The following is a 23700-nucleotide window of genomic DNA, read 5'->3' as shown; positions in this document are numbered from 1 at the left end:
ACCAAAATAAGACTGCCGTATATTCTGGGCAAGTTTATATTAAACACGGACTATACTCCTATACATTGAGAGTTGACATTGATATTTGTTTTCTCAGTTTTTCTGTTGTTTATGATGATTTTCTCACTAAAATCAATATTTTTGCTATTGATGGGAATTAACTATATTTTTTCGTTTTTCGATAATGAGACAAACATTTGTAGAGCTTATCAAAATGTAAAAAAGTCCTTATGGTCTAGTTGTCTAGTCAAATTTAAAGTTTTCAAAGAATAGTTAACTTTGAGAATTGTAAACTTTCTCATAATAAGTCTTGACTTTTTTTATATGCTGTGAAAGTAAGCAAAAATACTCAATTAAGTTATGTTAAAAATAAGTTATAGCGCTACGCATTAAGGTGTTTGAGATTTCTAAACCCTGTTAGCGGAGCTTTCCGGCAGGAAAAACCCTTTAATAGTTTACTATTCCCGATTCCCGATTCCCGATTCAAGTAGCGCTATAAATTTGAGAATTGTAAACTTTCTCATAATAAGTCTTGACTTTTTTTTCTTACTGTGAGAATGGCAACAATAGCTGATTAAGTTGTTCTAAAGAAATTTTAATAATTGTAAACAAACAACTTATACTCGTTAAGCAAGTCTATAATCTCCTAAAGAACTTTCATTTACATTCAGACCGATAAAATCGAATCTATTGTATTTGAAAGAATTTAGCCAAAGTCTTATATACTTTTGGCATAACCTAAAGAGTGTGGTGTTGCATTCCTGCAAAAGACAGCTAAAATCTGTAAATTTGCAAAAGATATTGATAATTCGTTACAAATGTTATCAATGTTGACAACATCAATAGTTCAGTTCAGTTTCTTTCAGAGGGGAGAGTCTTCATGACCATAAGTCCTCCAGAGCGCGAGGCAAAGGTAAAAGTAACCGTAGATAAGGACCCTGTACCCACCTCATTTGAAAAGTGGGGCAAACCAGGTCACTTTGATCGAACTTTAGCCAAAGGACCAAAAACAACTACTTGGATTTGGAACCTACACGCTGACGCTCATGACTTTGATAGTCATACCAGCGATTTAGAAGACGTATCGCGCAAAATCTTTAGCGCACACTTTGGCCATCTGGCCGTAATATTTATCTGGTTGAGTGGCGCATATTTTCATGGCGCTAAGTTTTCCAACTATGAGGCTTGGCTAACAGATCCCATCGGGATTAAGCCAAGTGCTCAAGTCGTATGGCCAATATTTGGCCAAGAAATTTTAAATGGTGACGTTGGTGGTGGTTTCCACGGAATTCAAATCACCTCTGGACTATTCCAGTTATGGCGTGCTTCCGGCATAACTAATGAGTTCCAACTATATTGCACAGCGATCGGTGCCTTGGTAATGGCTGCCTTGATGCTGTTTGCTGGTTGGTTCCATTATCACAAGAAAGCTCCTAAGTTGGAATGGTTCCAAAATGTGGAATCAATGATGAACCACCACTTAGCAGGCTTACTGGGTCTAGGTTGCTTGTCTTGGGCTGGCCACCAGATTCACGTTTCCCTGCCAATTAACAAGCTGTTAGATTCTGGGGTAGCACCACAGGATATTCCTCTACCTCACGAGTTCATCTTAGACAGAAGCTTGATGGCAGAGTTATACCCTAGTTTTGCTAAAGGTCTCACTCCATTCTTTACATTAAATTGGGGCGAATACGCTGACTTCTTGACCTTCAAAGGTGGTTTAAACCCTGTGACAGGTGGCTTGTGGTTATCTGACACAGCTCACCATCACTTGGCATTAGCAGTATTATTCATTGTTGCTGGCCATATGTACCGGACAAACTGGGGCATTGGTCACAGCATGAAGGAAATTCTTGAGACTCACAAAGGCCCCTTAACCGGAGAAGGTCACAAAGGTCTCTATGAAATTCTGACAACCTCTTGGCACGCTCAATTGGCAATTAATTTGGCAATGATGGGCTCCCTAAGCATCATCGTGGCGCATCATATGTATGCAATGCCACCATATCCCTATATTGCTACTGACTACCCAACTCAGTTATCTCTGTTCACACACCATATGTGGATTGGTGGATTCCTGATTGTGGGAGCAGGAGCTCATGCTGCTATCTTTATGGTTCGGGATTACGATCCAGCCAAGAACGTTAATAACCTCTTGGACCGCGTAATTCGTCACCGGGATGCGATTATCTCCCACTTAAACTGGGTATGTATATTCTTAGGCTTCCACAGTTTCGGCTTGTACGTTCACAACGATACTATGCGTGCCTTGGGTCGTCCCCAGGATATGTTCTCTGACACTGGGATTCAACTACAGCCAATCTTTGCTCAGTGGGTACAAAATCTCCATACTTTGGCTCCTGGCAATACCGCCCCTAATGCTTTAGCATCTGTTAGCCCAGCTTTCGGTGGTGATGTTGTAGCAGTAGGTGGCAAAGTAGCAATGATGCCAATAGCTTTGGGTACGGCAGACTTTATGGTTCACCATATCCATGCTTTCACCATCCACGTTACAGCTTTAATTCTTCTCAAAGGCGTACTTTATGCCCGTAACTCTCGTCTAATTCCGGATAAGAGTGAACTAGGTTTCCGGTTCCCTTGTGATGGTCCGGGTCGTGGTGGTACTTGCCAAGTTTCTGGTTGGGACCATGTGTTCTTAGGTCTGTTCTGGATGTACAACTCCCTATCAATTGTGATTTTCCACTTTAGCTGGAAGATGCAGTCAGATGTTTGGGGAACAGTATACCCAGACGGTACAGTAGACCATATTACTTATGGCAACTTTGCACAAAGTGCAATTACTATTAACGGTTGGTTGCGTGACTTCCTGTGGGCGCAAGCTTCTCAGGTACTCACATCCTACGGTTCAGCTCTGTCTGCCTACGGTTTGTTGTTCTTAGGGGCACACTTTGTTTGGGCATTTAGCTTAATGTTCTTGTTCAGTGGTCGTGGCTACTGGCAAGAGTTGATCGAGTCTATCGTTTGGGCTCATAATAAGTTAAAGGTTGCTCCAGCAATTCAGCCACGCGCTCTAAGCATCGTTCAAGGTCGGGCAGTGGGGGTAGCTCACTATCTCCTGGGCGGAATTGTCACAACCTGGGCATTCTTCCTGGCTCGAATAATTTCAGTAGGATAAGAATGCAATAGCGTTTTAAGATTCTTGCTTGGGGATTGAATTATCCTCAATCCCCAATATCAATCTAAAGATTCTTCAGATACACGCGAGACATTAAATAAAATATTTATGGCCACAAAATTCCCAAAATTTAGCCAAGACCTGGCACAAGATCCAACCACCCGTAGGATATGGTACGGGATAGCTACAGCTCATGACTTTGAGACCCATGATGGTATGACTGAGGAAAATCTTTACCAAAAGATTTTTGCCTCCCACTTCGGCCATCTAGCAATCATTTTCCTCTGGACATCCGGTAGCTTATTCCACGTTGCCTGGCAAGGAAACTTTGAACAGTGGATTAAAGATCCTCTAAATATACGTCCAATCGCCCATGCGATTTGGGACCCTCAATTTGGTCAACCTGCAGTAGATGCTTTCACTCAAGCAGGTGCTTCTAACCCAGTAAACATAGCATACTCTGGTGTTTACCACTGGTGGTACACCATCGGCATGAGAACAAATGGAGACCTATATCAGGGTTCTATCTTCCTCCTGATCTTGGCATCCATCATGCTGTTCGCTGGTTGGTTACACCTCCAGCCCAAGTTCCGTCCTAGTCTCGCTTGGTTCAAAAATGCTGAGTCCCGCTTAAATCACCATTTAGCTGGTCTGTTCGGTGTTAGTTCCTTGGCTTGGACTGGTCACTTGGTTCACGTTGCAATTCCAGAATCTCGCGGACAGCACGTTGGTTGGGATAACTTCCTGACAACTATGCCTCACCCAGCAGGTTTAGCTCCCTTCTTCACAGGAAACTGGGGCGTTTATGCTCAGAATCCTGATACTGCTAGCCATGTGTTTGGTACTTCAGAAGGTGCAGGAACTGCAATTTTGACTTTCTTGGGTGGTTTCCATCCTCAAACTGAGTCCCTGTGGTTGACTGACATGGCTCATCACCACTTAGCGATCGCAGTATTATTCATCGTTGCTGGTCATATGTACCGGACTAACTTTGGTATTGGTCACAGCATCAAAGAAATGCTTGACTCCAAAGCTGGTTTGGTAGGTGGTAAGAGTGAAGGTCAATTCAACCTGCCTCACCAAGGGTTGTATGAAACTCTCAACAACTCTCTACACTTCCAGTTAGCTTTAGCATTAGCTTCTCTGGGTGTAATTACTTCCTTGGTAGCACAGCATATGTATGCTTTGCCTCCTTATGCTTTTATTGCCAGGGATTATACCACAATGGCAGCACTTTACACCCACCACCAGTATATTGCTGGTTTCATTATGGTAGGTGCATTTGCTCACGGTGCAATTTTCCTAGTACGAGATTACGATGCCGAGCAGAACAAAGGCAACGTGCTGGATCGTGTATTGCAGCACAAAGAGGCAATCATCTCTCACTTGAGCTGGGTCTCTCTATTCTTGGGCTTCCACACTCTCGGTCTTTATGTCCACAATGATGTAGTGGTTGCTTTTGGTACTCCTGAAAAGCAAATCTTGATCGAGCCTGTATTCGCTCAGTTCGTTCAAGCTGCTTCAGGGAAAGCTTTATACGGCATGGATGTGCTGTTGTCTAATTCAGACAGCATCGCAGCTACAGCTTGGCCTAACTACGGTAACGTTTGGCTACCAGGCTGGTTAGATGCTATTAACAGTGGTACTAACTCTCTATTCTTAACCATCGGTCCTGGCGATTTCTTGGTACACCATGCGATCGCTCTAGGTTTGCATACCACCACTTTGATTTTAGTCAAAGGTGCTTTGGATGCTCGTGGTTCTAAATTAATGCCAGACAAGAAAGACTTTGGTTACGCATTCCCTTGCGATGGCCCTGGTCGTGGTGGTACTTGCGATATCTCTGCTTGGGACTCCTTCTACCTCTCTATGTTCTGGATGTTAAACACCATTGCGTGGCTAACGTTCTACTGGCACTGGAAACACCTAGCTGTTTGGCAAGGTAACGTTGCTCAATTCAACGAATCTTCTACATACTTAATGGGTTGGTTCCGTGATTATCTGTGGTTGAACTCTTCCCAGTTAATTAACGGTTATAATCCTTATGAAACTAATAACCTGTCTGTTTGGGCTTGGATGTTCCTCTTCGGACACCTAGTTTGGGCAACTGGTTTCATGTTCCTCATCTCTTGGCGTGGTTACTGGCAAGAGCTAATTGAAACTATTGTTTGGGCACATGAGCGTACTCCTCTAGCTAACCTAGTTCGCTGGAAAGATAAGCCTGTTGCTCTTTCTATCGTTCAAGCTCGTGTGGTAGGTTTAGCTCACTTCACAGTAGGCTTTGTCCTCACCTACGCTGCCTTTGTGATAGCCTCTACTGCTGGTAAGTTTGGTTAATTTCTTGAGATTAGCAGCAAACCTAGTTTAGTAGGTTAATTAAATTCAACCTCCTGCCTTTGGTAGGGGGTTTTTTTTGTGGAAAATATTAGGACTGGGAGAATAGGGCACACAGGGATTTGGCCACGGATGTAAAGATTAACTGATGGGATGAGTTGATAGTCTTAGGTTTTACAGTTTAAGCCAGGGACAGCTATCAATCTTGCGATCGCCTTGCCAATATTTTGAATCTGTTCAATTTGTCCGGGAGTAGGTCCGAAACTAAGGCGGTTAATTAAGTATAAAATTTTTATACTCGTTCCTTGCGATCGCTGTTGACTTAATTAAATTCAAAAAAAATAAATGGTTAACAAACGCAAATCACTTCCACCTTCTCTAACAATAAAACTAGGAAAATGGGTTTGGACAAATCTCTGGCAAATAATGATGTCAAAACTTGCCCCACGCAATAATTCAGGAGAATATATTCGCCCTGCTAGTCTATTTAGAGAAACAGTAGGGATACAAGCAGAAAACAAATATCAACCAGCTACTAAACGCTATCGTCTATTTGTAGGGTTGGGTTGTCCCTGGGCACATCGAACTCTGGTGGTTCGATCGCTCAAAGGTTTGGAAGATGCTATTCCAGTAACTATTGTTTCTCCAGCAGGCGATCGAGGTATTTGGGTATTGGAAGAGGAACAGGAAGGATGTTTTACTCTACCGGAATTATATAATTTAGCACAGCCTGGTTATAATGGACGTGCCACTGTACCTGTGCTATGGGATGAGCAGACAAAAACTATTGTGAATAATGAGAGTGCAGATATTATTGTGATGCTCAATGCTGAATTTGATCGGTTTGCCAAAAATCCTCATCTTGACCTTTATCCAGAACAATTAAAAACCAAAATAGACGAGTGGAATGACAAAATTTACCACACAGTTAATAATGGAGTGTATCGTTGTGGGTTTGCCCAAACTCAGGAAGCTTATGAAAAAGCTTGTAAGGAACTATTTACTACTTTAGATGAAATTGACAATACACTTTCTGGCAGTAAGTATCTTTGTGGTGAGACAGTAACATTAACAGATGTACGTTTGTTTACTACATTATTCCGGTTTGATGTTGTTTATTATGGTCTATTTAAGTGTAACTTGCGGCGAATTCAGGACTATCAATATTTAAGTGCTTATCTACGAAATTTATATCAACTTCCTGGCATAGCAAATACTTGTAATTTAGAAGCAGTTAAACGAGATTATTATGGTAATCTTTTTCCTCTTAATCCTGGTGGGATTATTCCTCTAGGTCCAGATTTTAACAATTAATAATTAATAATTAATAATTAACAATTACCTCTCCTTCAAATTTTCCCCTGTTTACTTATCTCTGTAGGGACGTTGCATACAACGTCCCTACCTACTTCCCCTTCTGGGAGCAGGGCTGTTTCAAAGTATTGTAGATTAACGATGAGCGAGAGAACGGGAGATGAGGGAGTCTTGGAAGCTGTGAAATTTACCAAAATTTGCTGATTTTTCAGCCAATAAGCGTCCCTTTTGCTCTGACTAAAATGGTGAAAAGTCAACTTAATATCATAAATTAAAAGCCTCCATCCCCGTGTCTCCGTGTCACCGCGTCCCCGTGTCTATCGAGTTAGTCCATAGGGTGACTGTGGCCTTTGCTCAGAGAAGATTATTTCCTTATGCTAAGGTCTAATCGTGTTTACTTTTAAGTTTTTTAGTAAAGTAAGAAACGACTTTGAAATTCACTAGCAGGAGTCGAACTTTGCACAACGAAAGTCTGTCAGAAAATTTATCATTAGTCCAAGAAACTGTTGCGGATGACATTCCTGAAGCAGTACGAGACCCTCAAAAGGATGAAGAAATTATTCCAGCTCAGTCTCAAAGCAAAAAATGGATGTGGGGTTGGATAGGAATAGTTGTAGTTGTGGGAGCAGTTAGTCTGGGATTACAACTTCAATCTAATCTCAATCAAGTTAATGCTTCATCAACTCAAACTGAAGTTGATAATGCAAATACTGTAGCTACATCTTCTGTGAATGAAACTCCGATAAATGAACTAAAAAAAGATACTTTATTAGATTTTCCTTACTCGCAAGTATCAGAAATGGAATTAGAGTATATAACTTCTGATAGTGAGATTAGATTGCAAATAAATGCAGTGAAAAAATTTAAAAAAATGCTTTATGCTGCTAGAAATGATGGTATTAATTTAGTGGCTTTGAGAGGGTTTCAGTCTAAGTATGAATTAAAAGATTGGGCGAGCAATACTAATAATATTGAAGATAATTATACAAATAATGCCAATCAAATTTCACCTTTAAGTTATGGGGAATATGTAACAGGTTATGCTGTTGATATTGGAGATGGTAATGCACCAGCAACTAACCAAAATGTTGAATTTGAAAAGACAGCAGCTTTTCAATGGCTACAAAATTATGCTGCTTATTTTAGCTTTGAAATGATACCTGCTGATGATGAAAAAGATATTGGTTATGAACCTTGGCATTGGCGTTATGTAGGCGATCGCCATAGTCTAGAGACTTTTTATAAAAATCAACCTAATATAGTTTCTGAAGAGTCAGAATTAATTTTAGAAGATACTGAATTGATTGAAGAAGGAAGAAGCAAGAAGGAAGAAGAAATAGATGGAGACTCAAATATGAATCAATTGTAAAAACCGTTTATACGGCGGGGTATTAAACCCAAAAGAAAAAGATAACGAATAATTATTATTGTTTTGGTTGTTAAATACTTGGTAAACTGCTTTGCTAAAGTTAATTGTGAATAGGAGTCAGGGTCGTAGTTGAATAGGGGATGTACAGGAGCTAAAATGATTGAGAAAAATTGAAAATATCAGTTGCTTATCAAATATTGATAATTTAATTGAGTAATCATCAATGGATTGTATTTTTGCAGGGGATTTATCGAAATGGAAAAAATTAATAAAGTGGCAATTGTGGGTGGAACTCACGGTAATGAGTTTACAGGTATATATCTTGTTAAAAAGTTTGAAAAATTTCCTGACTTGATTAGTAGAACTAATTTTGAAACTCAAATATTATTTGCTAATCCTCAAGCATTTGAACTGGTGAGAAGATACGTTGATACTGACTTAAATCGTTGCTTTAAACTCCAGGATTTAGAAAATCAAAACAAGACTAACTATGAAGAAACTAGAGCAAAATTTATTAATCAAATGCTAGGACCAAAAGGGAACCCTAAGTTTGATTTTATCTTGGATTTGCATACCACCACTGCTAATATGGGATTAACAATAGTTTTAGCGAATAATCATCCCTTTAACCTCAAAACTGCTGCTTATTTAAGTTCAGTTGAACCAGATGTTAGAGTTTATAGCTGGATTAATCCAGGAGAAGAAAATGCTTTTGTAAATTCTATTTGTGAATTAAGTTTTGGTATTGAAGTAGGTCCCATAGCTCAAGGTACTCTCAAAGCAGATTTATTTCAGAAAACAGAAAAATTAGTTCAGGCAAGTTTAGATTTTATAGAAAATTTCAATGAAGGTAAATTGAATCTAATTAATCAGGATATTATAGTCTATAAACATCTAAAAGTTGTAGATTATCCTAAGACTGAAGATGGAGAAATAACAGCAATGATTCATCCTGAGTTACAAGGGAGAGATTATGAACAATTAACTCCAGGTGAGCCAATTTTTTTAACCTTTGATGGCGAAACAATTTACTATGAAGAAGAAATTCCTACATGGCCAGTTTTTATTAATGAGGCGGCTTACTATGAAAAGGGAATTGCTATGTGTTTGACAAAAAAAGAGAGAATTACATTTTAATTTCATCATCAAACACGCATTTGAATCAGTTATCAGTTATAAGTAAGTGGCTCAGATATGAAAGTATTACTAATTAAATTAATTAAAGGCTACAAAATTTTCATTTCACCAATGTTACCTCCATCCTGTCGTTTTCAACCTACTTGCTCAGAATATGCGATGGAAGCGATAGAAAGATTTGGGATTTTTAAAGGCGGTAGAATGGCAATTATGCGAATTTTACGTTGTCATCCTTTTCATCCTGGTGGTTATGACCCAGTTCCTCCAAGGGAGTGTGAGGACTGTGGGGAGTAGGGGAGTGGGGGAGATTAGATACTGAAGTAATTATAGAATAAACAGCCTCTTATACCAATTTGAAAAAAGAATGTTACGAATAATAAGTGCGATAAAAAGATTTTACAGTAAATGTTCCTTTGACAAAAAAGATAATTTACACCCTAAAAATCGTATTAAAGCCATTCATTATGACTCCTGACTCCTGACTCCTGACTCCTGACTCCTGACTCCTAATAAATAGCCTAGCTATTTGTAGCAAACATTTATCAAATTGGTATTAGACATCTCCTGCAAAAGAGGGAGGAGTTGAAATCTCCTTTTAGTTCTGGAATGCTCTGCAAACGAGGGAGTCTCAAAAAAAATCTACCGATCGCTGACTGCAGACTGCTTCTTTAACCAACCACCCCAAGGACTAACTTCAAGTACCCCTGTCGGTGTCATCACCACCCGGAATATTGCAAAAGACTGTTTCTGACTCGTAACTTCAGAATTAGCACTATTTAACAACTTGGGTAAAGGTGTGTGTTTACTATAATATTGTGCAGGTTCATTCATCGGTTCTAAGCTAGCGATCGCTCCATCCCCATTAACTTTTACCTCAAACACTAAATCTTCATACCATACTGGAGTCTGTTGCCAACTTTGGTCAATTTGGTCATATAACTTTTGGTTTAACTCTTCTAACTCAGCTATATCAGTAATCTCTGAAACAGAAATTATATCTGCTTCCTCTTTCACAATAGATGGGGGAGTTGTATTCTGTAAATCGTTACTACTAAAGTCAGATACAGACCACAGTTTGATAGTTCTATCAGCACTCCCACTGGCAAGAGTTTGTCCATCAGGATTAAACTTTACCGACCAAACAGCTTTAGAATGATCTGTAAATGTTTCTAATAATTTTTCTGTATCTACCTCCCACAAATGAATATTTTTGTCATAACTGCTGCTAGCAAGAGTTTTGCTATCGGGACTAAAAGCAACAGACAAAACTGCTTTGTCGTGTCCTTCTAGAGTGCATTGTAGTTGACCAGTGTCCATCTGCCATAACTTAACTTTTCGGTCTTGACTACCGCTAGCAAGAATTTTACCATCGGGACTAAAAGCGATCGCCCAAATTGTGTTTGTATGTGCTGCCAAGGAGTGGAGTTGTTTACCTGTATTCAATTGCCAGGTTTTGATTTGACCATTTTTACCTCCACTAGCAAGCATCTCTCCATCCTTGCTCAAAACTAGAGATGTGACAGGAGCTGAATGTTGAAAACGACCCTCAACAGAACCAGTGTTAAGATTCCAAATTTTGATCGTGCCATCATAACTACCACTAGCAAGAGTTGTTCCATCAGAACTTATAGCTATAGCTTTCACATCATCGGTATGACCTTTGAGAGTCTGGATAAGAGTTCCATTTGCAATATTCCAAAGTTTAATGCGGTTATCCCAACTACCACTGGCAAGAATTTTACCATCTGGACTCATCGCAAGAGATTCGATCGCATCTGCGTGAGCATTGATAGTATGTAGCAATTTACCATTGCTTAAATTCCAAATTTTGATCGTGCCATCATAACTACTACTGGCAAGAGTTTTTCCATCAGAACTTATAGCAACTGCATACACCCATCCTTTATGTCCTGAAAGGGTTAGAGAGGGTAAAGTTCTTTGTTCAGATGGTCGGACAAAGTTTGTGGTTGATATGGATAGCGATCGCCAAGACCACAGTCCACCAATAGTTGCTAAAGTAGTTGCTGCTATCACTGTAGAATATTTTCGACACTTGGGTTGAGCTAGCATAAATTTTAATCCTACCATTGATGATTACTTGTTGAAAAAATTTCAAATTACTGTTTATTTTTGACTTAATTTACACCCTTATATCTGATTTGTAAACTGAGTTGAAACTCCTTTCTAGTATGGGTTTGCCGAAAATTATGTCCTGGGAGCTTAGATAGTTTCAAACCCTTACACTGTAAAGTATTTATCCTCTTAATATTTACTTGATAAATCAGCTCTTAGTTTTTGTCAGTTTTTTTCTACGCTCTATACATCTTCTAACAATAAATAAAACTGTTATAGTTGTTATGCCAATCATTCCTAATGGGGTGAGGTAGCTCCAATGACCCCACATTTTGTCTATGACGTGCCAGACTAAGAGGAACATTGCTAGATATGTTAGTTCATGTAATTTCTTCCAATTTTTTTTCATTCTTTTGATACTCCAATCATTGGAAGTAATTGTTAGTAGTGTGAAAATAATGAAAGTTACGACTCCTTGTATATATATCCAATAAGTTTGGATGTCAAAAAAATCAAAGTTTCTCTTGCTCACTAGCAACATTCCATGACCAAAAGCAAATAGAAAAGCAATTACACCTATTTGACGACGATACTTCAGCAATATTTTAGGAAATTCTGTTTTTTTTGTGCTCGGAAACACAATTCTCAAAATGCTTGGTAGTAAGGTAATTACATAACATACTAATGCTAATAAACCTAAGTAGTTAGCTACTGGTGCTGTATCCATAATAGTCTCTCCTTTAGTTACTAAATTTTATTTACAGTAAATTCCAAGTATATGAAGTACAGAGATTAACAATTAAATGAATGCAAGTGCGACCATCTTGCCCGCGATGAGTGTACCTCACGCTTAGTGGAATCTGCTGTAAGTGAGATTTTTTTGCTCAGTTATAGAAATATTTACAGCAGTTATTTTTCTCTAGTAAAGATAATTTTTATATCATTTTTTAGAAATGATCTTCGTAGAATTACCAGGCTAAATGATTACACCCAATCTAAGAGATATTCCTGAGAAAAATATTGAAAATTAGATTTTTTTTAATTCTAGTTATTAATTGCTCAATTCAAGCAGAAAAAGCAACTACTAACATTTTGAATATTTTGAAATTGATTACCCACGATAATATATTCAAAATATAAAACATCTATTCCGGATAATTAATTACGATCAAATTAGAGTTCTAAATCTCTTTAAAATATGAGTCATAATACTCAGGCGTTAAGTTTATTTTTTCACTGATTAATGTGATCAAGCCTCATTATTTTTATTGGTAATTATGAAATATAGGATCTGAAATTATAGTTATGTATTCAGAAGAATCTTTCATAAATTATTTACCTAAAATCATCGGTATTTTCATGATTTTTGTGAGTTAATCTTTGAATTGAAGAGTAATTATGTAGAAGTAGTAATATTTGTCTGTACATACTTTTCATAGTCTGGTGAGAAACTGCAAACATTGCTACTTGTATACTACTATCAGACCGCTTTGGGGTGTACTATTAATTTGTGCCATTTTCTAGCTCCTAATAATGTTCAGCTTAGAGTTTTTCTTGTTGTCTAAGACGATATATTTCTGAGTTTTCAAGGGTTATGCAAGTTGTGAAACTGGCAACAAATAATTTTAACGAAAGCTATATTTATACACCATTGCTGATTCATCCGGAAAAATAATCTGGGCTTTGTCATGGCCATCAATATCAAGCAACTATGTTGATTTACGTGGTAAAGGTCGAGTTTGGGATAATGGTCTTAGATATGAGTGGATTAACGGCCGTCATGGTGATTGGGGAGATAGTCATGGTGTTAGTGTTGTTAATGTAAATCCCCTAGTCGCATTATTTTATATATAAAATTTGAATACAAAAAAACTAATCCATGAAAAATATAATTATCAACTCTAAACCAGATAAAGTCAGACATATTCCTATCACTTCAATGCAAAAATATTTAGTGAAGGAATATTACTTAATACCCGGTTACGAAAAGTTTCGCGAAAATCACAAAAATGTAATTGCTCAGTTAGAAACTATCCTAGAAGAAAAAGTGGATAATTTTGACAGCAGCATTTCAACAATTAAAAATTACCTCTATTTAAAATAAGAAGATTGACTAAAATATTTTTTTTATCCTTGTATTATACTATTTTCAAAAAAGAATGTTACGCATAATTTGAGTAATTAGGGCTTGCTGATTAAATATAAAAGCATTGACATATAAAGACAAGTGCCTTTTTGGGAACGAAAAAAGTGCGCCTGTTTCAGTCTAAAACGCTCAAAAAGTTAGTATTTTAGGCGCATAGTTGGGCAGAAAAATCATTCTTACAAAACGCCCGCTCCTACTTCCTCGCTCCCGATCCATTTCTCCCCTCCTGGGAGGGGGAGGGGCGAGGGGTGGGTTGTCTCCTGTCTCCTGTCTCCTACCCCTACTAAAATACTTTTTCAGCAAACCCTAATTAAAATACTTTTTTGGAGATGTATTTGTGACTAAAAAGATAAGTTTTGACCTAAAAAATTATATCGAAGTCATTCATTCTGACTCCTGACTCCTGACTCCTAAAAAATAGCCTAGCTATTTGTAGCAAATATTTATCAAACTGGTATTACAACAGTCCTTAGCCTAGTGAAATAGAGGCTTTAAAATTTAATTATTGGTAATTTTTAGATCGTATATTCAGGAAAACCAATAAAAATTTTGTATATTATCTTTTTCTTTATCTTTTGATTTTGGGTTTAATACCCCGCCGTCTACAAGGTTTTGGCAATTGGTTAGGGTTATAAGACACGAAATGGCAGGTCGAAGACTATCCCCATCGACCTTTTCTTCCTTCCTTCTTCCTTCTTCAAGTGCTGAAAACTCACCGTCATTCGTACTGTCTACAATTGGTTAGTGTTTGTAGACACAGAGCTACTTCTTTTAGTAGGAAAGCCCACTTTTTCCAACTTCTTTTTTCTTCAATACAAGACCAATATTCTGATTCAACCATTACTATCAATTCAAAATTTACTACTAACTTCAGCAAACCTAGAACAATTAAAAGCATCTAATAATCGAGCGGATTTATTATTCCAAATCAAATCAGCTATTAATAGCGCTGTGACAGGTGTTAATAAAATTCCATTCCGATAATGCCCAGTAGCAATGGTCAAATTATCATAATTACTTGTTCCTAATATTGGCATTTCATCAGGAGTATTAGGACGAAAACCCCACCACAATTCTAATATTTTGTAATTTTTTAAACTCGGATATAACCGAATAGCATTTCCTAATAATTCTTGAATTCCTGCTGCTGTATTTCCCTCTGAAAATCCGACATTTTCATTTGTTGCACCTATAACTATTCTTCCATCTTGGCGCGGCACAATATAACTTTCTGTGCCAAATAAAACTTGCTGTAAAGGTAGATTTTCTCTAGCTATATCTGAGGGAATTTTTAACGACAACATTTGCCCCTTTCTAGGAAATACAGGAATTGGTAATAACTCCTGAGACCATGCACCTGTAGCTAATACATAATGTTCCGCTTGTAATTCACCTATTGATGTTTTGATGCTTTGAATTTTACCTTTTTGACGAATTATTTCTATAACAATTCCTTCAAGAATATCAATTTTTAACTCTTTAGCTGCTGCAATAGTTGACTCGTACAAATAACGATTATCTACTTGCCCATCTTCAGGGTAAGACCAACCCCCAATTACCTCTAGACCTAATCCTGGTTGATATTGATGGATTTCTGCTTGATTTAACCATTGATAATTTAGGTTTTGTAAAGCATAATTTTCCCTGTCTTTTTCTGCATAAACTGGGGCTAAAATTCCACAAGGCCAATAGCCAGTTTTTATACCACTAATTGATTCTATTTTTTTTACCCATTCTGGATATAATGCCCGACTTTTTAAACATAAATCTAACATTTTACCAGGGGGAATAGCTTCTGCTTGAGGAGCTAACATTCCAGCAGCAGCATTTGTCGCTGTTTGCTGAAAATCACGGCTAATAACTGTTACTTTTGCCCCTCGTAATGTTAGTTCTATTGCTATTGATAGACCAATAATACCGCCACCAATAATTAGGATATTGCTTGATTGATTCATTTTCTAGGTGTTGCTGAATTAGTGTATTTAATTACTTAGGAATCAGGAGTCAGGAGTCAGGAGTCAGGAGGGAAGAAAGAAGAAGAAAGAGGAATGGAAGGAGAAAGTTTTTTGTTTGCTGGCGTACAACTTTCCTATCTCCTGCGGAGAAGCTACACTAACGTAATGCTACGCCAAACGTTAACGCTAGGCGACATAAAACGCGTCAGCGGAACGTAGTTTTATCCCTAATTATCCGGACATGATATCATACTTCAAATAACCAATGCCATTTTCTCAATAAGGATAAATAAGGAGTAGTGAAGAAGGATGCGATAAGATTTTTTTACTGATAACTGAAATGACATGAATGTATGGATAATTATTGGCAACATTTTTTTAATTCTGTACTTTGATTATATTCAAAGATATAACAGTCGCCACTATAGTTAGAACATCGGATAATTATGATGATTTATTACGCGAGCAAGATGCTCGCACTAATTATCAAACATTAACCTAGCGGTTGCTATAAATAATATTTTTTCTATGTTTTTATTATCAGAGAATAATCCCAAATCATTTGTAAAAAACCAAAAAATAGCTCAAAAGTCTAAAACTTTTATTCCTAATATGTCCGTTTTTGGCAGATGTTTTCAGTAATTTTTTCAAGGTATATTCTATCCTTCAGGAGTCCAAACAATTTCTGAACCTTGCCCCCAAAAACCATTATATTTAGTTACTTTTATATCTCCTAAAACTTGTACTTGACAAGACAAACGTTTACAAGAATTAGGAGAATGAGGAGGCATAGAAAGTCTGGCTTTTTCTCGCCATTGAGATGGAGAAACTTCTCCTTCTATTACCACTGCACAAGTGCCACAAGTACCAATACTACGACAGTTAATAATTGAAGCATTGCCATTATAGACATCAATACCATTTTTTAGTAAAACCTGACGCAAATTTGCACCACGATCGCAAGTTATAGTTTTACCTTGAGCCTGAATCTTAACCATAACAAATTATTTCTTGAAGAAGGAGACAGGAGACAGGAGACAGGAGACAGGAGGAAAATTACATGGGGATTCTAACCCCAAGTAATTTTGAACACCGTGTAGACGGTGGGGTATTAAACCCACAAAGAAAATGATAATCTTGACCTATATTAGTTATCTATGTTAGCAGTTAAAAGTTAAAAGATAAAGTAAAAAATTAGTGAAAAAGTAGGATTAATTATAAAGTTTAAATTAAGTTGAAAAATTATCTGAATTTCTAAGACCCCTAGTAATAATGAAAAAACTCTGGATCTACGATACAACTCTACGCGACGGTGCCCAACGAGAAGGACTATCCTTATCCCTAGAAGACAAACTACGCATCGCGCACCAACTCGACAGCTTGGGGATTCCTTTTATTGAAGGAGGTTGGCCAGGTGCGAATCCTAAAGACGTACAATTTTTCTGGCAACTAAAAGAACAACCTCTCACTCAAGCAGAGGTAGTCGCATTTTGTTCAACTCGTCGTCCCGGAAAACAAGCAGCTTCTGATACCACTCTGCAACCCATTTTATCTGCTGGTACGCGGTGGGTGACAATTTTTGGCAAATCTTGGGATTTGCACGTTGTTGAGGGGCTAAAAACTACTCTGGAAGAGAATTTGGCAATGATTGCAGATACGATTTATTACCTCCGTAGTCAAGGTCGTCAGGTCATCTATGATGCGGAACATTGGTTTGATGGTTACAAAAATAATCCTGACTATGCTTTGCAAACCTTAGCTGCTGCAACTAATGCTGGTGCGGAATGGTTAGTTCTCTGTGATACCAATGGTGGTACTCTTCCCCACGAAATTACTCAGATAGTAGCAGATGTTTCCCATGCTTTGCCCACTGCAAAATTAGGCATTCACACTCATAATGATTCAGGTACTGCTGTTGCTAATGCTTTATCTGCTGTCAGAGAAGGAGCGAAGATGATACAAGGAACTATCAATGGTTATGGGGAACGTTGCGGTAATGCTAACCTTTGTACTTTGATTCCTAATTTACAAATCAAGTTGGGTTATGATTGCATTCAGGCGCAACAACTGGAAAAACTGACTCAGACCAGTCGCTTTATTAGTGAAGTTGTGAATCTTGCTCCTGATGACCACGCGCCGTTTGTGGGTTTGTCTGCTTTTGCTCATAAGGGTGGTATTCATGTGTCGGCAGTGGAACGCAACCCACTAACTTATGAACATATTCAACCGCAACAGATAGGGAATAGTCGTCGCATTGTGATTTCTGACCAAGCAGGTTTGAGTAATGTGTTGGCAAAGGCAAAAAGTTTTGGTATTGAGCTAGAGCGTCAAAACCCTGCTTGTCGGCAAATTCTGGATAGTTTAAAAGAGTTAGAAAATGAGGGATATCAGTTTGAGGGAGCAGAAGCTAGTTTTGAGTTATTGATGCGAAAAGCTTTGAAGCAAAGGCAGCATTTCTTTGAAATTAAGGGTTTTCAGGTTCACTTGGATAAGGATGGTGAAAAAGTTAGTAATTCTCTGGCGACGGTGAAAGTTACTGTTAATGGTCAGGATATTTTGGAAGCTGCTGAAGGAAATGGTCCGGTTTCAGCTTTAGATGCTGCTTTGCGGAAAGCTTTAGAAAATTTTTATCCAGCGATCGCTAATTTTTATTTGACTGATTATAAAGTGAGAATTTTGGATGGTGGTGCAGGTACTTCTGCTAAAACTAGGGTGTTAATTGAGTCTAGTAATGGTCAGCAACGGTGGACGACTCTTGGGGTTTCTTTTAATATTTTGGATGCTTCTTATCAGGCGGTTGTTGAAAGTTTAGAGTATGGTTTGATGTTGGAAAGTCAATCTCAAGAAACTGCATTAGGTGTGGTTTTGTAGTAGCAGAAGGAAGAGGGAAGAGGGAAGAAGGAAGAGGAAAGAGGGAATAAGGAAAAATCTTACTTTGTCTGAGTTTTAAGCTTTTGACCTGTCCTAACCTTTCCTTCGACTGCTATAACTCAGACCTACCACCTAAATAAGTGCGTGTTCCTGCAAAACCTCCAAAGGTACTACTTCTAATGCTTTTTGATGAGTTCCTGACAAAACTACTGGTGGTGCAACTCCAGAATCTAGAGCTTCTTTCCAACGAGACGCACACAAACACCAGCGATCGCCAGGTTTTAAACCAGGAAAAGAATATTCTGGTCTAGGTGTACTCAAATCATTACCACGACGCTTAGTAAATTCCAAAAATTCTGCTGTCACTGCTGCACAAATAACGTGGGAACCAAAATCTGATGGTCCAGTCTGACAAAACCCATCCCGATAAAATCCAGTCATGGGAGAAGTACAGCAAACTTCTAGCTTTTCACCTAATACATTTAGTGATTCTATCATTTTAAAATAGTTCCCCTTAATTTAGTTCAGTTTTTCAGTTTACCAGAGAGATTCACTTTAGTACTTTGGAAGAGAGGGAGTAGGGAGTAGGGATTAGGGAGTAAGGGGAAAGAATTGATAATTTCTGTGCGATAATTAATTTGATTTTTTATGATCACCAGATGTCTATTAAATAGGGTGTTTTGATGGGCGATCGCTACTTTTTTGTCCTGTTCAATAGATATCTCCGGAAAAGAGGGAGTAGGGGGAAAGAATTGATAATTTCTGTGCGATAGTTGATTTGATTTTTGGCGTTGGTAATTTGAGGCATGATATCATGTCCGGATCAGAGCGCGATAGAAGTCCATGACCTTTACGCGACCAAAAAACTTTCTCCTTCTATTCCTCTTTCTTCTCTCCTGACTCCTGACTCCTGTTCCCCTCCTGGGAGGGGGAGGGGCGAGGGGTGGGTTGACTCCTAAGTAATTAAGATTAATATCATACACGCGCTTTACCAACGCTAATTTTTTATTATCGGAGATTCCTAATGAGGCACACCTATCTTTGATTTCTATTCTATTCCCTATTCCCTGTTCCCTAAAAAAAACGAATTTTGTACCTCACTCTTTTTGGGAATTGCTATAGCTCAAGTCTGATTATTGATTTGCTACTTGAGTTTCAACTTTCTCAAGTATTTTTGCACCTATAGCTTCTGGAACACGAGTATACTCAAGAGTATTGTTCAAGTTTTGACCTTCCTGTAAAACCCAATTGACCATTTTCTTAACTGCAGTTGCTTGATCTGAAGTCTCATAATTTTCCTTAACTAATAACCAGGTCACTCCAACTATGGGGTATCCATCATCAGGGTTAGCTTCGTTAGCAGGGGTAAAGTCTTGATAAAATCTCAGTCCGGATAATGCAATATTCGCCTCTTCGAGAGTAGGTTCGACAAACCGACCCTGTAGGTTCTCCAGCATTGCTGTTGACAGGTTGTTTTGACGAGCAAAACTGTCCTGTACATAACCGATCGCCCCTTCAGTTTCTTTCACTAAAGCAGCTACTCCATCATTTTTGTCACCTTTGAGGGGATTTTTTGGCCAATCAGGTTTTCTGGATGCACCCACTTCTCGACTAAATGTTGGACTTGCAGCACTCAGATGCCTGGAGAAAATGAAAGTTGTACCACTACCATCAGCTCGTACTACAGTTTTAATAGGTAAGTCAGGTAGGTCAACTCCTGGGTTGTCTTGAGCAATTCGGCGATCGTTCCATTTAGTAATTTTACCTGCAAAAATATCTGGCAATACCAACTGAGATAGTTTGAGTTCAGTAACTCCTGGCAAATTATAAACTACTGCTACAGCACCTCCTGCGGTAGGTACCATAACTACTCCTTTTGGCATTTGTTCTATTTCTGCTGCAACTGGTGGCGCATCTGTACCTGCAAAGTCAACGGTATCTGAAATAAAACTCTCAATACCTTTGCCACTACCCACAGAATTGTAATTTACTGTAATTCCTGTATCTTCTTTTAATTTTTGAAAGTAACGCTCATACAAAGGAGCGGGGAATGATGCTCCTGCACCTTCAATAGTTTGGGCGATGACTTCACCAACAGTGCCAAGTGAAAGAGTAACTGCTGCAACTGTAACTGTTAGAGCATGGTGCCAAATAGTTTTTAATAAAACCATATATGAGCCTCCAGAAAAATCTAATTATTTATAAGTCTCTAGTTTATTAATATCTCTAGATAATAACGAGGATAGAAGTTTGAATACAATAGACTTTATTTATCTTACTAAATCTTTATATTACTATATATTAATATTTTTACATAGACACCATAGACGATAATTTAATTAGATAATATTGTCAAGATTTTGCCAAAATTTTAATCTCTTGTTAACCTTAGTCAAAAACTTTTATTCTGTACTCTCTATTACCTGACTAAAAAATATTTTAGCCTGAAACTAATAGACATGTCCAAAAATCAAAAATAAAATCAATTATTATCCATAAATTATCAATTATTTCTCCCTATTTCCTATTCCCTGACTTCTGCCAGAAGTCTAATAGTTCTCCAAATCAACATCTTCATCATCTAAACTGTAGTTATTATTATAGTTCAAGATATTAGGATATATCGACAAAATATGAACAGTCAATATATATTTATGTTGGTTGGATTTTTATTAGCATCATATTCGATTGTAGCTAACGATGCTATACAAACCCTTGGCACATTTTTAAGTTCTAATTCTCAGCGCCCTTGGTGGGTATTATGGCTGTTTATTTGCTCCGTTTTGTTAGTAGTTTTTTTCTATGGCTGGATTACTAATGATGGAGATGTAGCTTATGGGCGTTTGGCAGAATTTCCTTTTCCTGAAAATTTTAGTTGGATTTATATAGTTCCTCCTTTCGTACTTCTATTTTTAACAAATTGGGGAATTCCTGTTAGTACCACTTTTCTAATTATCACAGTTTTTGCTCCTAGCAATCTCATCAGTATGCTGACTAAATCATTTTTTGGCTATGGGTTAGCTTTTGTCACAGCTATACTTATTTATAAATTCATCACTAAAGCTTTAGAAGAGAAATTTCTAAGTACAGCAGACAAAGAAGCACCAATTTATTGGGTGATTTTGCAGTGGGTATCAACAGCATTTTTGTGGAGTCAATGGTTAATTCAAGACTTGGCAAATATCTTTGCATACTTGCCACGAAATCTTGATGCTTCAATGCTATTTTTTTCCATGTTTGTGATGTTAATTTTACACGCAATTATCTTTTACAGAAATGGTGGTGCAATTCAACATATAGTTACCAGTAAAACTAATACTCAAGATATTCGTTCGGCAACAATTGTAGATTTGATTTATGGATTAATCTTATTATTATTTAAAGAATGGAGCAAAATGCCGATGAGTACAACTTGGGTATTTATCGGTCTTTTAGCTGGAAGAGAAATAGCAATAGCTCACAATTTCCAAAACCGCGAAATGAAGGATGTAGGTAAGATTATTTTTAGTGACGCTTTAAAAGCTTTTGCTGGTTTAGCGGTTAGTATTGTTATTGCCTTTGGACTTCCTTTTCTAGAAAAAATGATTAGCAATTAAGTTATGGCAGGGAACAGGGAATAAGGAATAGGGAATAGCGGTTCGACCCCCCAGGTTGTGGCAAGAAGTCGGAACGAAGTGCCACCAGGTTGCGCCTGAGTCGGAAGTTTTGCTAGCAAAATAATCTCAAATTTCCTGCCAAAACTTTGTTGAAGAAGGAGACAGGAGACAGGAGACAGGAGACAGGAGGAAAATTACATGGGGATTCGCTCCCCCAAGTAATGCGTGAACACCCTGTAGACGGTGGGGTATTAAACCCACAAAGAAAATGATAAACTATCCAAATGTGAAATCATCAGCGTCACACACCGAAAATTAAAATCTAGATGGTGCGTTAATGAAATGTAACGCACCCTACTGGACTTACTGACTCCTCAGAAATAATACCATTTCTCAAAAACTTTTCTACATTTTGTTGAGTAGGGGACCCACCCCTAACCCCTCCCAGGAGGGGAAATAGGGGAGTGGGGGAGAAGCAAACATAAGAATAATTAGGAGGTATTCGGAAAAATTGTCCCAAGATTGTTCTGCTAAAGCGGAGATTTGCGTCATAAATGGCCATTCGCCCCTACAGGTTTTTGTTTATGACGTGAGGTCATCAACCTGAAAAGCGCTGTATAGCATTCTAAGCAAAGATTAGGACATATTAAAAGCTTAAAACTCAGATAACGCAAGATTTTTCCTTCTTGCTTCTTGCTTGTTACTTCCTTCTTCTGTTATAAACCAAAAATAGCCGTGAGGAGTGAAATAGATGAACAGACCTGAAGATAAAGATGCCTTATATATATTAAAAGAAACAAGTCGTACTTTCTATATTCCTATTAGTCAATTACCATCTGGGCTAAAAGAGGCAGTTACATCGGCCTATCTTTGTATGCGTGCCATTGATGAAATTGAGGATCATCCAGATTTAGATAGCTTCACGAAGGCAAAATTGTTGCGAAAGATTAGTTTACTTTTACAAGAAGGAGTTAACCATTCAAGTTTCCCGAACTTTTCCGCAAAGTTAGACTTGAATATGACTAACCTACCAGAAGTAACAAAAAGAGTAGGAGAATGGGCAATACTGGCTTCAGATACAATAGCACCCAGGATCTGGGATGTAACAGCAGCAATGGCAGACCGGATGGCTTATTGGGCTGAAAATAATTGGGCAATTCACACTGAATCAGATTTGGATCGTTACACTTTTAGTGTGGCAGGTGCAGTAGGTTTATTACTTTCCGATTTATGGAGTTGGTATGATAATACTAATACTAATCGTACTCAGGCAATTGGATTTGGCCGTGGTCTACAGGCAGTAAATATTCTTCGTAACCATTCAGAAGATTTAGTTAGGGGCGTAGATTTTTTTCCTAACGGTTGGGTTGCCAAGGATATGCAAGCTTATGCTCAACGTAATCTATTATTAGCTGATTCTTATACTAACTCTCTTCCTTCAGGACCTGCTCGAAATTTTTGCCAAATTCCTCTGACTCTTGCTCATGCTACTCTGGATATTTTAACTATGGGGCAAGAAAAGCTGAGTCGTTCGGAAGTGATGGAATTAATTTATCGTTGCAATAATTCTGCTTAATATTCTTGAGTGTCTTATGATTGCTCAATTCCAGCCAATTAAATATCGATATTAGATAATTTGGATACAAATTCCATGAGAGTTTAGTAGTATCTATAAAAATATAGTTAAGTGCTAGACAGTACAAACTTCTGGGAAAAATTATTACTAGCTAAAGCTTTCGGCGCTCTCAAGGTGACAAACCATATTATAT

The 23700-nt window shown here is 37.9% G+C and carries 20 protein-coding genes; 12 read left to right on the top strand and 8 right to left on the bottom strand.

Features of this window, described 5'->3' with window-relative positions:
- Nucleotides 1–880 precede the first annotated feature (880 nt).
- From psaA to yidD, 6 genes are all read left to right on the top strand, one after another.
- Nucleotides 881–3136, top strand: a complete 2256-nt coding sequence (gene psaA / locus F6K06_RS03825) for a photosystem I core protein PsaA (RefSeq protein ID WP_287239224.1) — start codon at nucleotides 881–883, stop codon at nucleotides 3134–3136.
- A gap of 108 nt (nucleotides 3137–3244) precedes the next feature.
- Nucleotides 3245–5473, top strand: a complete 2229-nt coding sequence (psaB, locus tag F6K06_RS03820) for a photosystem I core protein PsaB (protein ID WP_124144879.1) — start codon at nucleotides 3245–3247, stop codon at nucleotides 5471–5473.
- 342 nt (nucleotides 5474–5815) lie between these two features.
- Nucleotides 5816–6784 carry a glutathione S-transferase family protein gene (locus F6K06_RS03815; RefSeq protein WP_124155054.1) on the top strand — a complete coding sequence of 323 codons (969 nt, stop codon included), beginning with the start codon at nucleotides 5816–5818 and terminating at the stop codon, nucleotides 6782–6784.
- Between the two features lie 457 nt (nucleotides 6785–7241).
- A complete protein-coding gene (locus tag F6K06_RS03810) occupies nucleotides 7242–8153 on the top strand; it encodes a D-alanyl-D-alanine carboxypeptidase family protein (RefSeq protein ID WP_124144877.1) in 912 nt (303 codons plus the stop codon).
- 255 nt (nucleotides 8154–8408) lie between these two features.
- Complete coding sequence (locus tag F6K06_RS03805; protein ID WP_124144876.1) at nucleotides 8409–9290, top strand: aspartoacylase; 882 nt, start codon at nucleotides 8409–8411, stop codon at nucleotides 9288–9290.
- Between the two features lie 57 nt (nucleotides 9291–9347).
- Nucleotides 9348–9584: a membrane protein insertion efficiency factor YidD gene (gene yidD / locus F6K06_RS03800; protein WP_124144875.1), complete on the top strand. Its 237-nt coding sequence runs from the start codon at nucleotides 9348–9350 to the stop codon at nucleotides 9582–9584.
- Nucleotides 9585–9929: 345 nt separating this feature from the next.
- Here the strand turns inward: yidD and F6K06_RS03795 are convergent, their stop codons facing one another.
- Together F6K06_RS03795 and F6K06_RS03790 are read right to left on the bottom strand one after the other, a co-directional pair.
- Complete coding sequence (locus F6K06_RS03795; protein ID WP_287239229.1) at nucleotides 9930–11360, bottom strand: WD40 repeat domain-containing protein; 1431 nt, start codon at nucleotides 11358–11360, stop codon at nucleotides 9930–9932.
- A 211-nt stretch (nucleotides 11361–11571) separates the two neighbouring features.
- Nucleotides 11572–12090, bottom strand: coding sequence for a ferric reductase-like transmembrane domain-containing protein (locus F6K06_RS03790; protein WP_124144873.1), 519 nt, complete (start codon nucleotides 12088–12090; stop codon nucleotides 11572–11574).
- 956 nt (nucleotides 12091–13046) lie between these two features.
- Between F6K06_RS03790 and F6K06_RS03785 the strand changes: the two genes are divergently transcribed.
- Together F6K06_RS03785 and F6K06_RS03780 are read left to right on the top strand one after the other, a co-directional pair.
- Nucleotides 13047–13217 (top strand): hypothetical protein, encoded by a 171-nt coding sequence (locus F6K06_RS03785; protein ID WP_161564509.1) that lies wholly within the window; start codon nucleotides 13047–13049, stop codon nucleotides 13215–13217.
- A gap of 25 nt (nucleotides 13218–13242) precedes the next feature.
- Nucleotides 13243–13467, top strand: a complete 225-nt coding sequence (locus F6K06_RS03780; protein WP_124144872.1) for a hypothetical protein — start codon at nucleotides 13243–13245, stop codon at nucleotides 13465–13467.
- A gap of 171 nt (nucleotides 13468–13638) precedes the next feature.
- On the opposite strand, the gene F6K06_RS03775 is transcribed toward F6K06_RS03780, so the two are convergent.
- The 3 genes from F6K06_RS03775 to F6K06_RS03765 all read right to left on the bottom strand — a co-directional run bounded on the left by F6K06_RS03775 (nucleotide 13639) and on the right by F6K06_RS03765 (nucleotide 16462).
- The gene (locus tag F6K06_RS03775; RefSeq protein WP_161565018.1) at nucleotides 13639–13812 is read right to left on the bottom strand and encodes a hypothetical protein; all 174 of its coding nucleotides are present in this window, start codon (nucleotides 13810–13812) and stop codon (nucleotides 13639–13641) included.
- 548 nt (nucleotides 13813–14360) lie between these two features.
- A complete protein-coding gene (thiO, locus tag F6K06_RS03770) occupies nucleotides 14361–15464 on the bottom strand; it encodes a glycine oxidase ThiO (RefSeq protein WP_124144871.1) in 1104 nt (367 codons plus the stop codon).
- Between the two features lie 659 nt (nucleotides 15465–16123).
- Nucleotides 16124–16462, bottom strand: a complete 339-nt coding sequence (locus tag F6K06_RS03765; protein WP_124144870.1) for a 2Fe-2S iron-sulfur cluster-binding protein — start codon at nucleotides 16460–16462, stop codon at nucleotides 16124–16126.
- A gap of 274 nt (nucleotides 16463–16736) precedes the next feature.
- On the opposite strand from F6K06_RS03765, the gene cimA reads away from it, so the two are divergent.
- The gene (gene cimA / locus F6K06_RS03760) at nucleotides 16737–18335 is read left to right on the top strand and encodes a citramalate synthase (protein ID WP_287239232.1); all 1599 of its coding nucleotides are present in this window, start codon (nucleotides 16737–16739) and stop codon (nucleotides 18333–18335) included.
- Between the two features lie 132 nt (nucleotides 18336–18467).
- On the opposite strand, the gene F6K06_RS03755 is transcribed toward cimA, so the two are convergent.
- From F6K06_RS03755 to pstS, 3 genes are all read right to left on the bottom strand, one after another.
- Entirely contained in the window at nucleotides 18468–18833 is a 366-nt protein-coding gene (locus tag F6K06_RS03755) for a DUF2237 family protein (RefSeq protein WP_124146633.1), read from the bottom strand.
- Nucleotides 18834–19147: 314 nt separating this feature from the next.
- Nucleotides 19148–19330: a hypothetical protein gene (locus F6K06_RS03750; protein WP_124146632.1), complete on the bottom strand. Its 183-nt coding sequence runs from the start codon at nucleotides 19328–19330 to the stop codon at nucleotides 19148–19150.
- 138 nt (nucleotides 19331–19468) lie between these two features.
- Nucleotides 19469–20506 (bottom strand): phosphate ABC transporter substrate-binding protein PstS, encoded by a 1038-nt coding sequence (gene pstS, locus F6K06_RS03745; protein WP_124146631.1) that lies wholly within the window; start codon nucleotides 20504–20506, stop codon nucleotides 19469–19471.
- 462 nt (nucleotides 20507–20968) lie between these two features.
- Between pstS and F6K06_RS03740 the strand changes: the two genes are divergently transcribed.
- The 3 genes from F6K06_RS03740 to F6K06_RS03730 all read left to right on the top strand — a co-directional run bounded on the left by F6K06_RS03740 (nucleotide 20969) and on the right by F6K06_RS03730 (nucleotide 23507).
- Nucleotides 20969–21931 carry a hypothetical protein gene (locus tag F6K06_RS03740; RefSeq protein ID WP_205127490.1) on the top strand — a complete coding sequence of 321 codons (963 nt, stop codon included), beginning with the start codon at nucleotides 20969–20971 and terminating at the stop codon, nucleotides 21929–21931.
- A gap of 149 nt (nucleotides 21932–22080) precedes the next feature.
- Nucleotides 22081–22203 (top strand): hypothetical protein, encoded by a 123-nt coding sequence (locus tag F6K06_RS03735; protein ID WP_275670431.1) that lies wholly within the window; start codon nucleotides 22081–22083, stop codon nucleotides 22201–22203.
- 479 nt (nucleotides 22204–22682) lie between these two features.
- Nucleotides 22683–23507 carry a squalene/phytoene synthase family protein gene (locus F6K06_RS03730; protein ID WP_124146630.1) on the top strand — a complete coding sequence of 275 codons (825 nt, stop codon included), beginning with the start codon at nucleotides 22683–22685 and terminating at the stop codon, nucleotides 23505–23507.
- Nucleotides 23508–23700: the final 193 nt, after the last annotated feature.

It is taken from the genome of Okeania sp. SIO1H4 (assembly GCF_010672695.1).
In the GTDB taxonomy this organism is placed as follows: Bacteria; Cyanobacteriota; Cyanobacteriia; order Cyanobacteriales; family Microcoleaceae; genus Okeania; species Okeania hirsuta.
The sequence above is the reverse complement of the archived record's forward strand: the minus strand, read 5'-3'. Positions and strand labels throughout refer to the sequence as shown.

Coding starts and splice junctions, on each gene's coding strand:
- F6K06_RS03795 (WP_287239229.1), bottom strand. CDS start 11,360: ATGCTAGCTCAACCCAAGTGTCGAAAATATTCTACAGTGATAGCAGCA.
- F6K06_RS03805 (WP_124144876.1), top strand. CDS start 8,409: ATGGAAAAAATTAATAAAGTGGCAATTGTGGGTGGAACTCACGGTAAT.
- pstS (WP_124146631.1), bottom strand. CDS start 20,506: ATGGTTTTATTAAAAACTATTTGGCACCATGCTCTAACAGTTACAGTT.
- F6K06_RS03740 (WP_205127490.1), top strand. CDS start 20,969: ATGAACAGTCAATATATATTTATGTTGGTTGGATTTTTATTAGCATCA.
- cimA (WP_287239232.1), top strand. CDS start 16,737: ATGAAAAAACTCTGGATCTACGATACAACTCTACGCGACGGTGCCCAA.
- psaA (WP_287239224.1), top strand. CDS start 881: ATGACCATAAGTCCTCCAGAGCGCGAGGCAAAGGTAAAAGTAACCGTA.
- F6K06_RS03765 (WP_124144870.1), bottom strand. CDS start 16,462: ATGGTTAAGATTCAGGCTCAAGGTAAAACTATAACTTGCGATCGTGGT.
- yidD (WP_124144875.1), top strand. CDS start 9,348: ATGAAAGTATTACTAATTAAATTAATTAAAGGCTACAAAATTTTCATT.
- F6K06_RS03755 (WP_124146633.1), bottom strand. CDS start 18,833: ATGATAGAATCACTAAATGTATTAGGTGAAAAGCTAGAAGTTTGCTGT.
- F6K06_RS03780 (WP_124144872.1), top strand. CDS start 13,243: ATGAAAAATATAATTATCAACTCTAAACCAGATAAAGTCAGACATATT.
- F6K06_RS03815 (WP_124155054.1), top strand. CDS start 5,816: ATGGTTAACAAACGCAAATCACTTCCACCTTCTCTAACAATAAAACTA.
- F6K06_RS03790 (WP_124144873.1), bottom strand. CDS start 12,090: ATGGATACAGCACCAGTAGCTAACTACTTAGGTTTATTAGCATTAGTA.
- F6K06_RS03730 (WP_124146630.1), top strand. CDS start 22,683: ATGAACAGACCTGAAGATAAAGATGCCTTATATATATTAAAAGAAACA.
- thiO (WP_124144871.1), bottom strand. CDS start 15,464: ATGAATCAATCAAGCAATATCCTAATTATTGGTGGCGGTATTATTGGT.
- psaB (WP_124144879.1), top strand. CDS start 3,245: ATGGCCACAAAATTCCCAAAATTTAGCCAAGACCTGGCACAAGATCCA.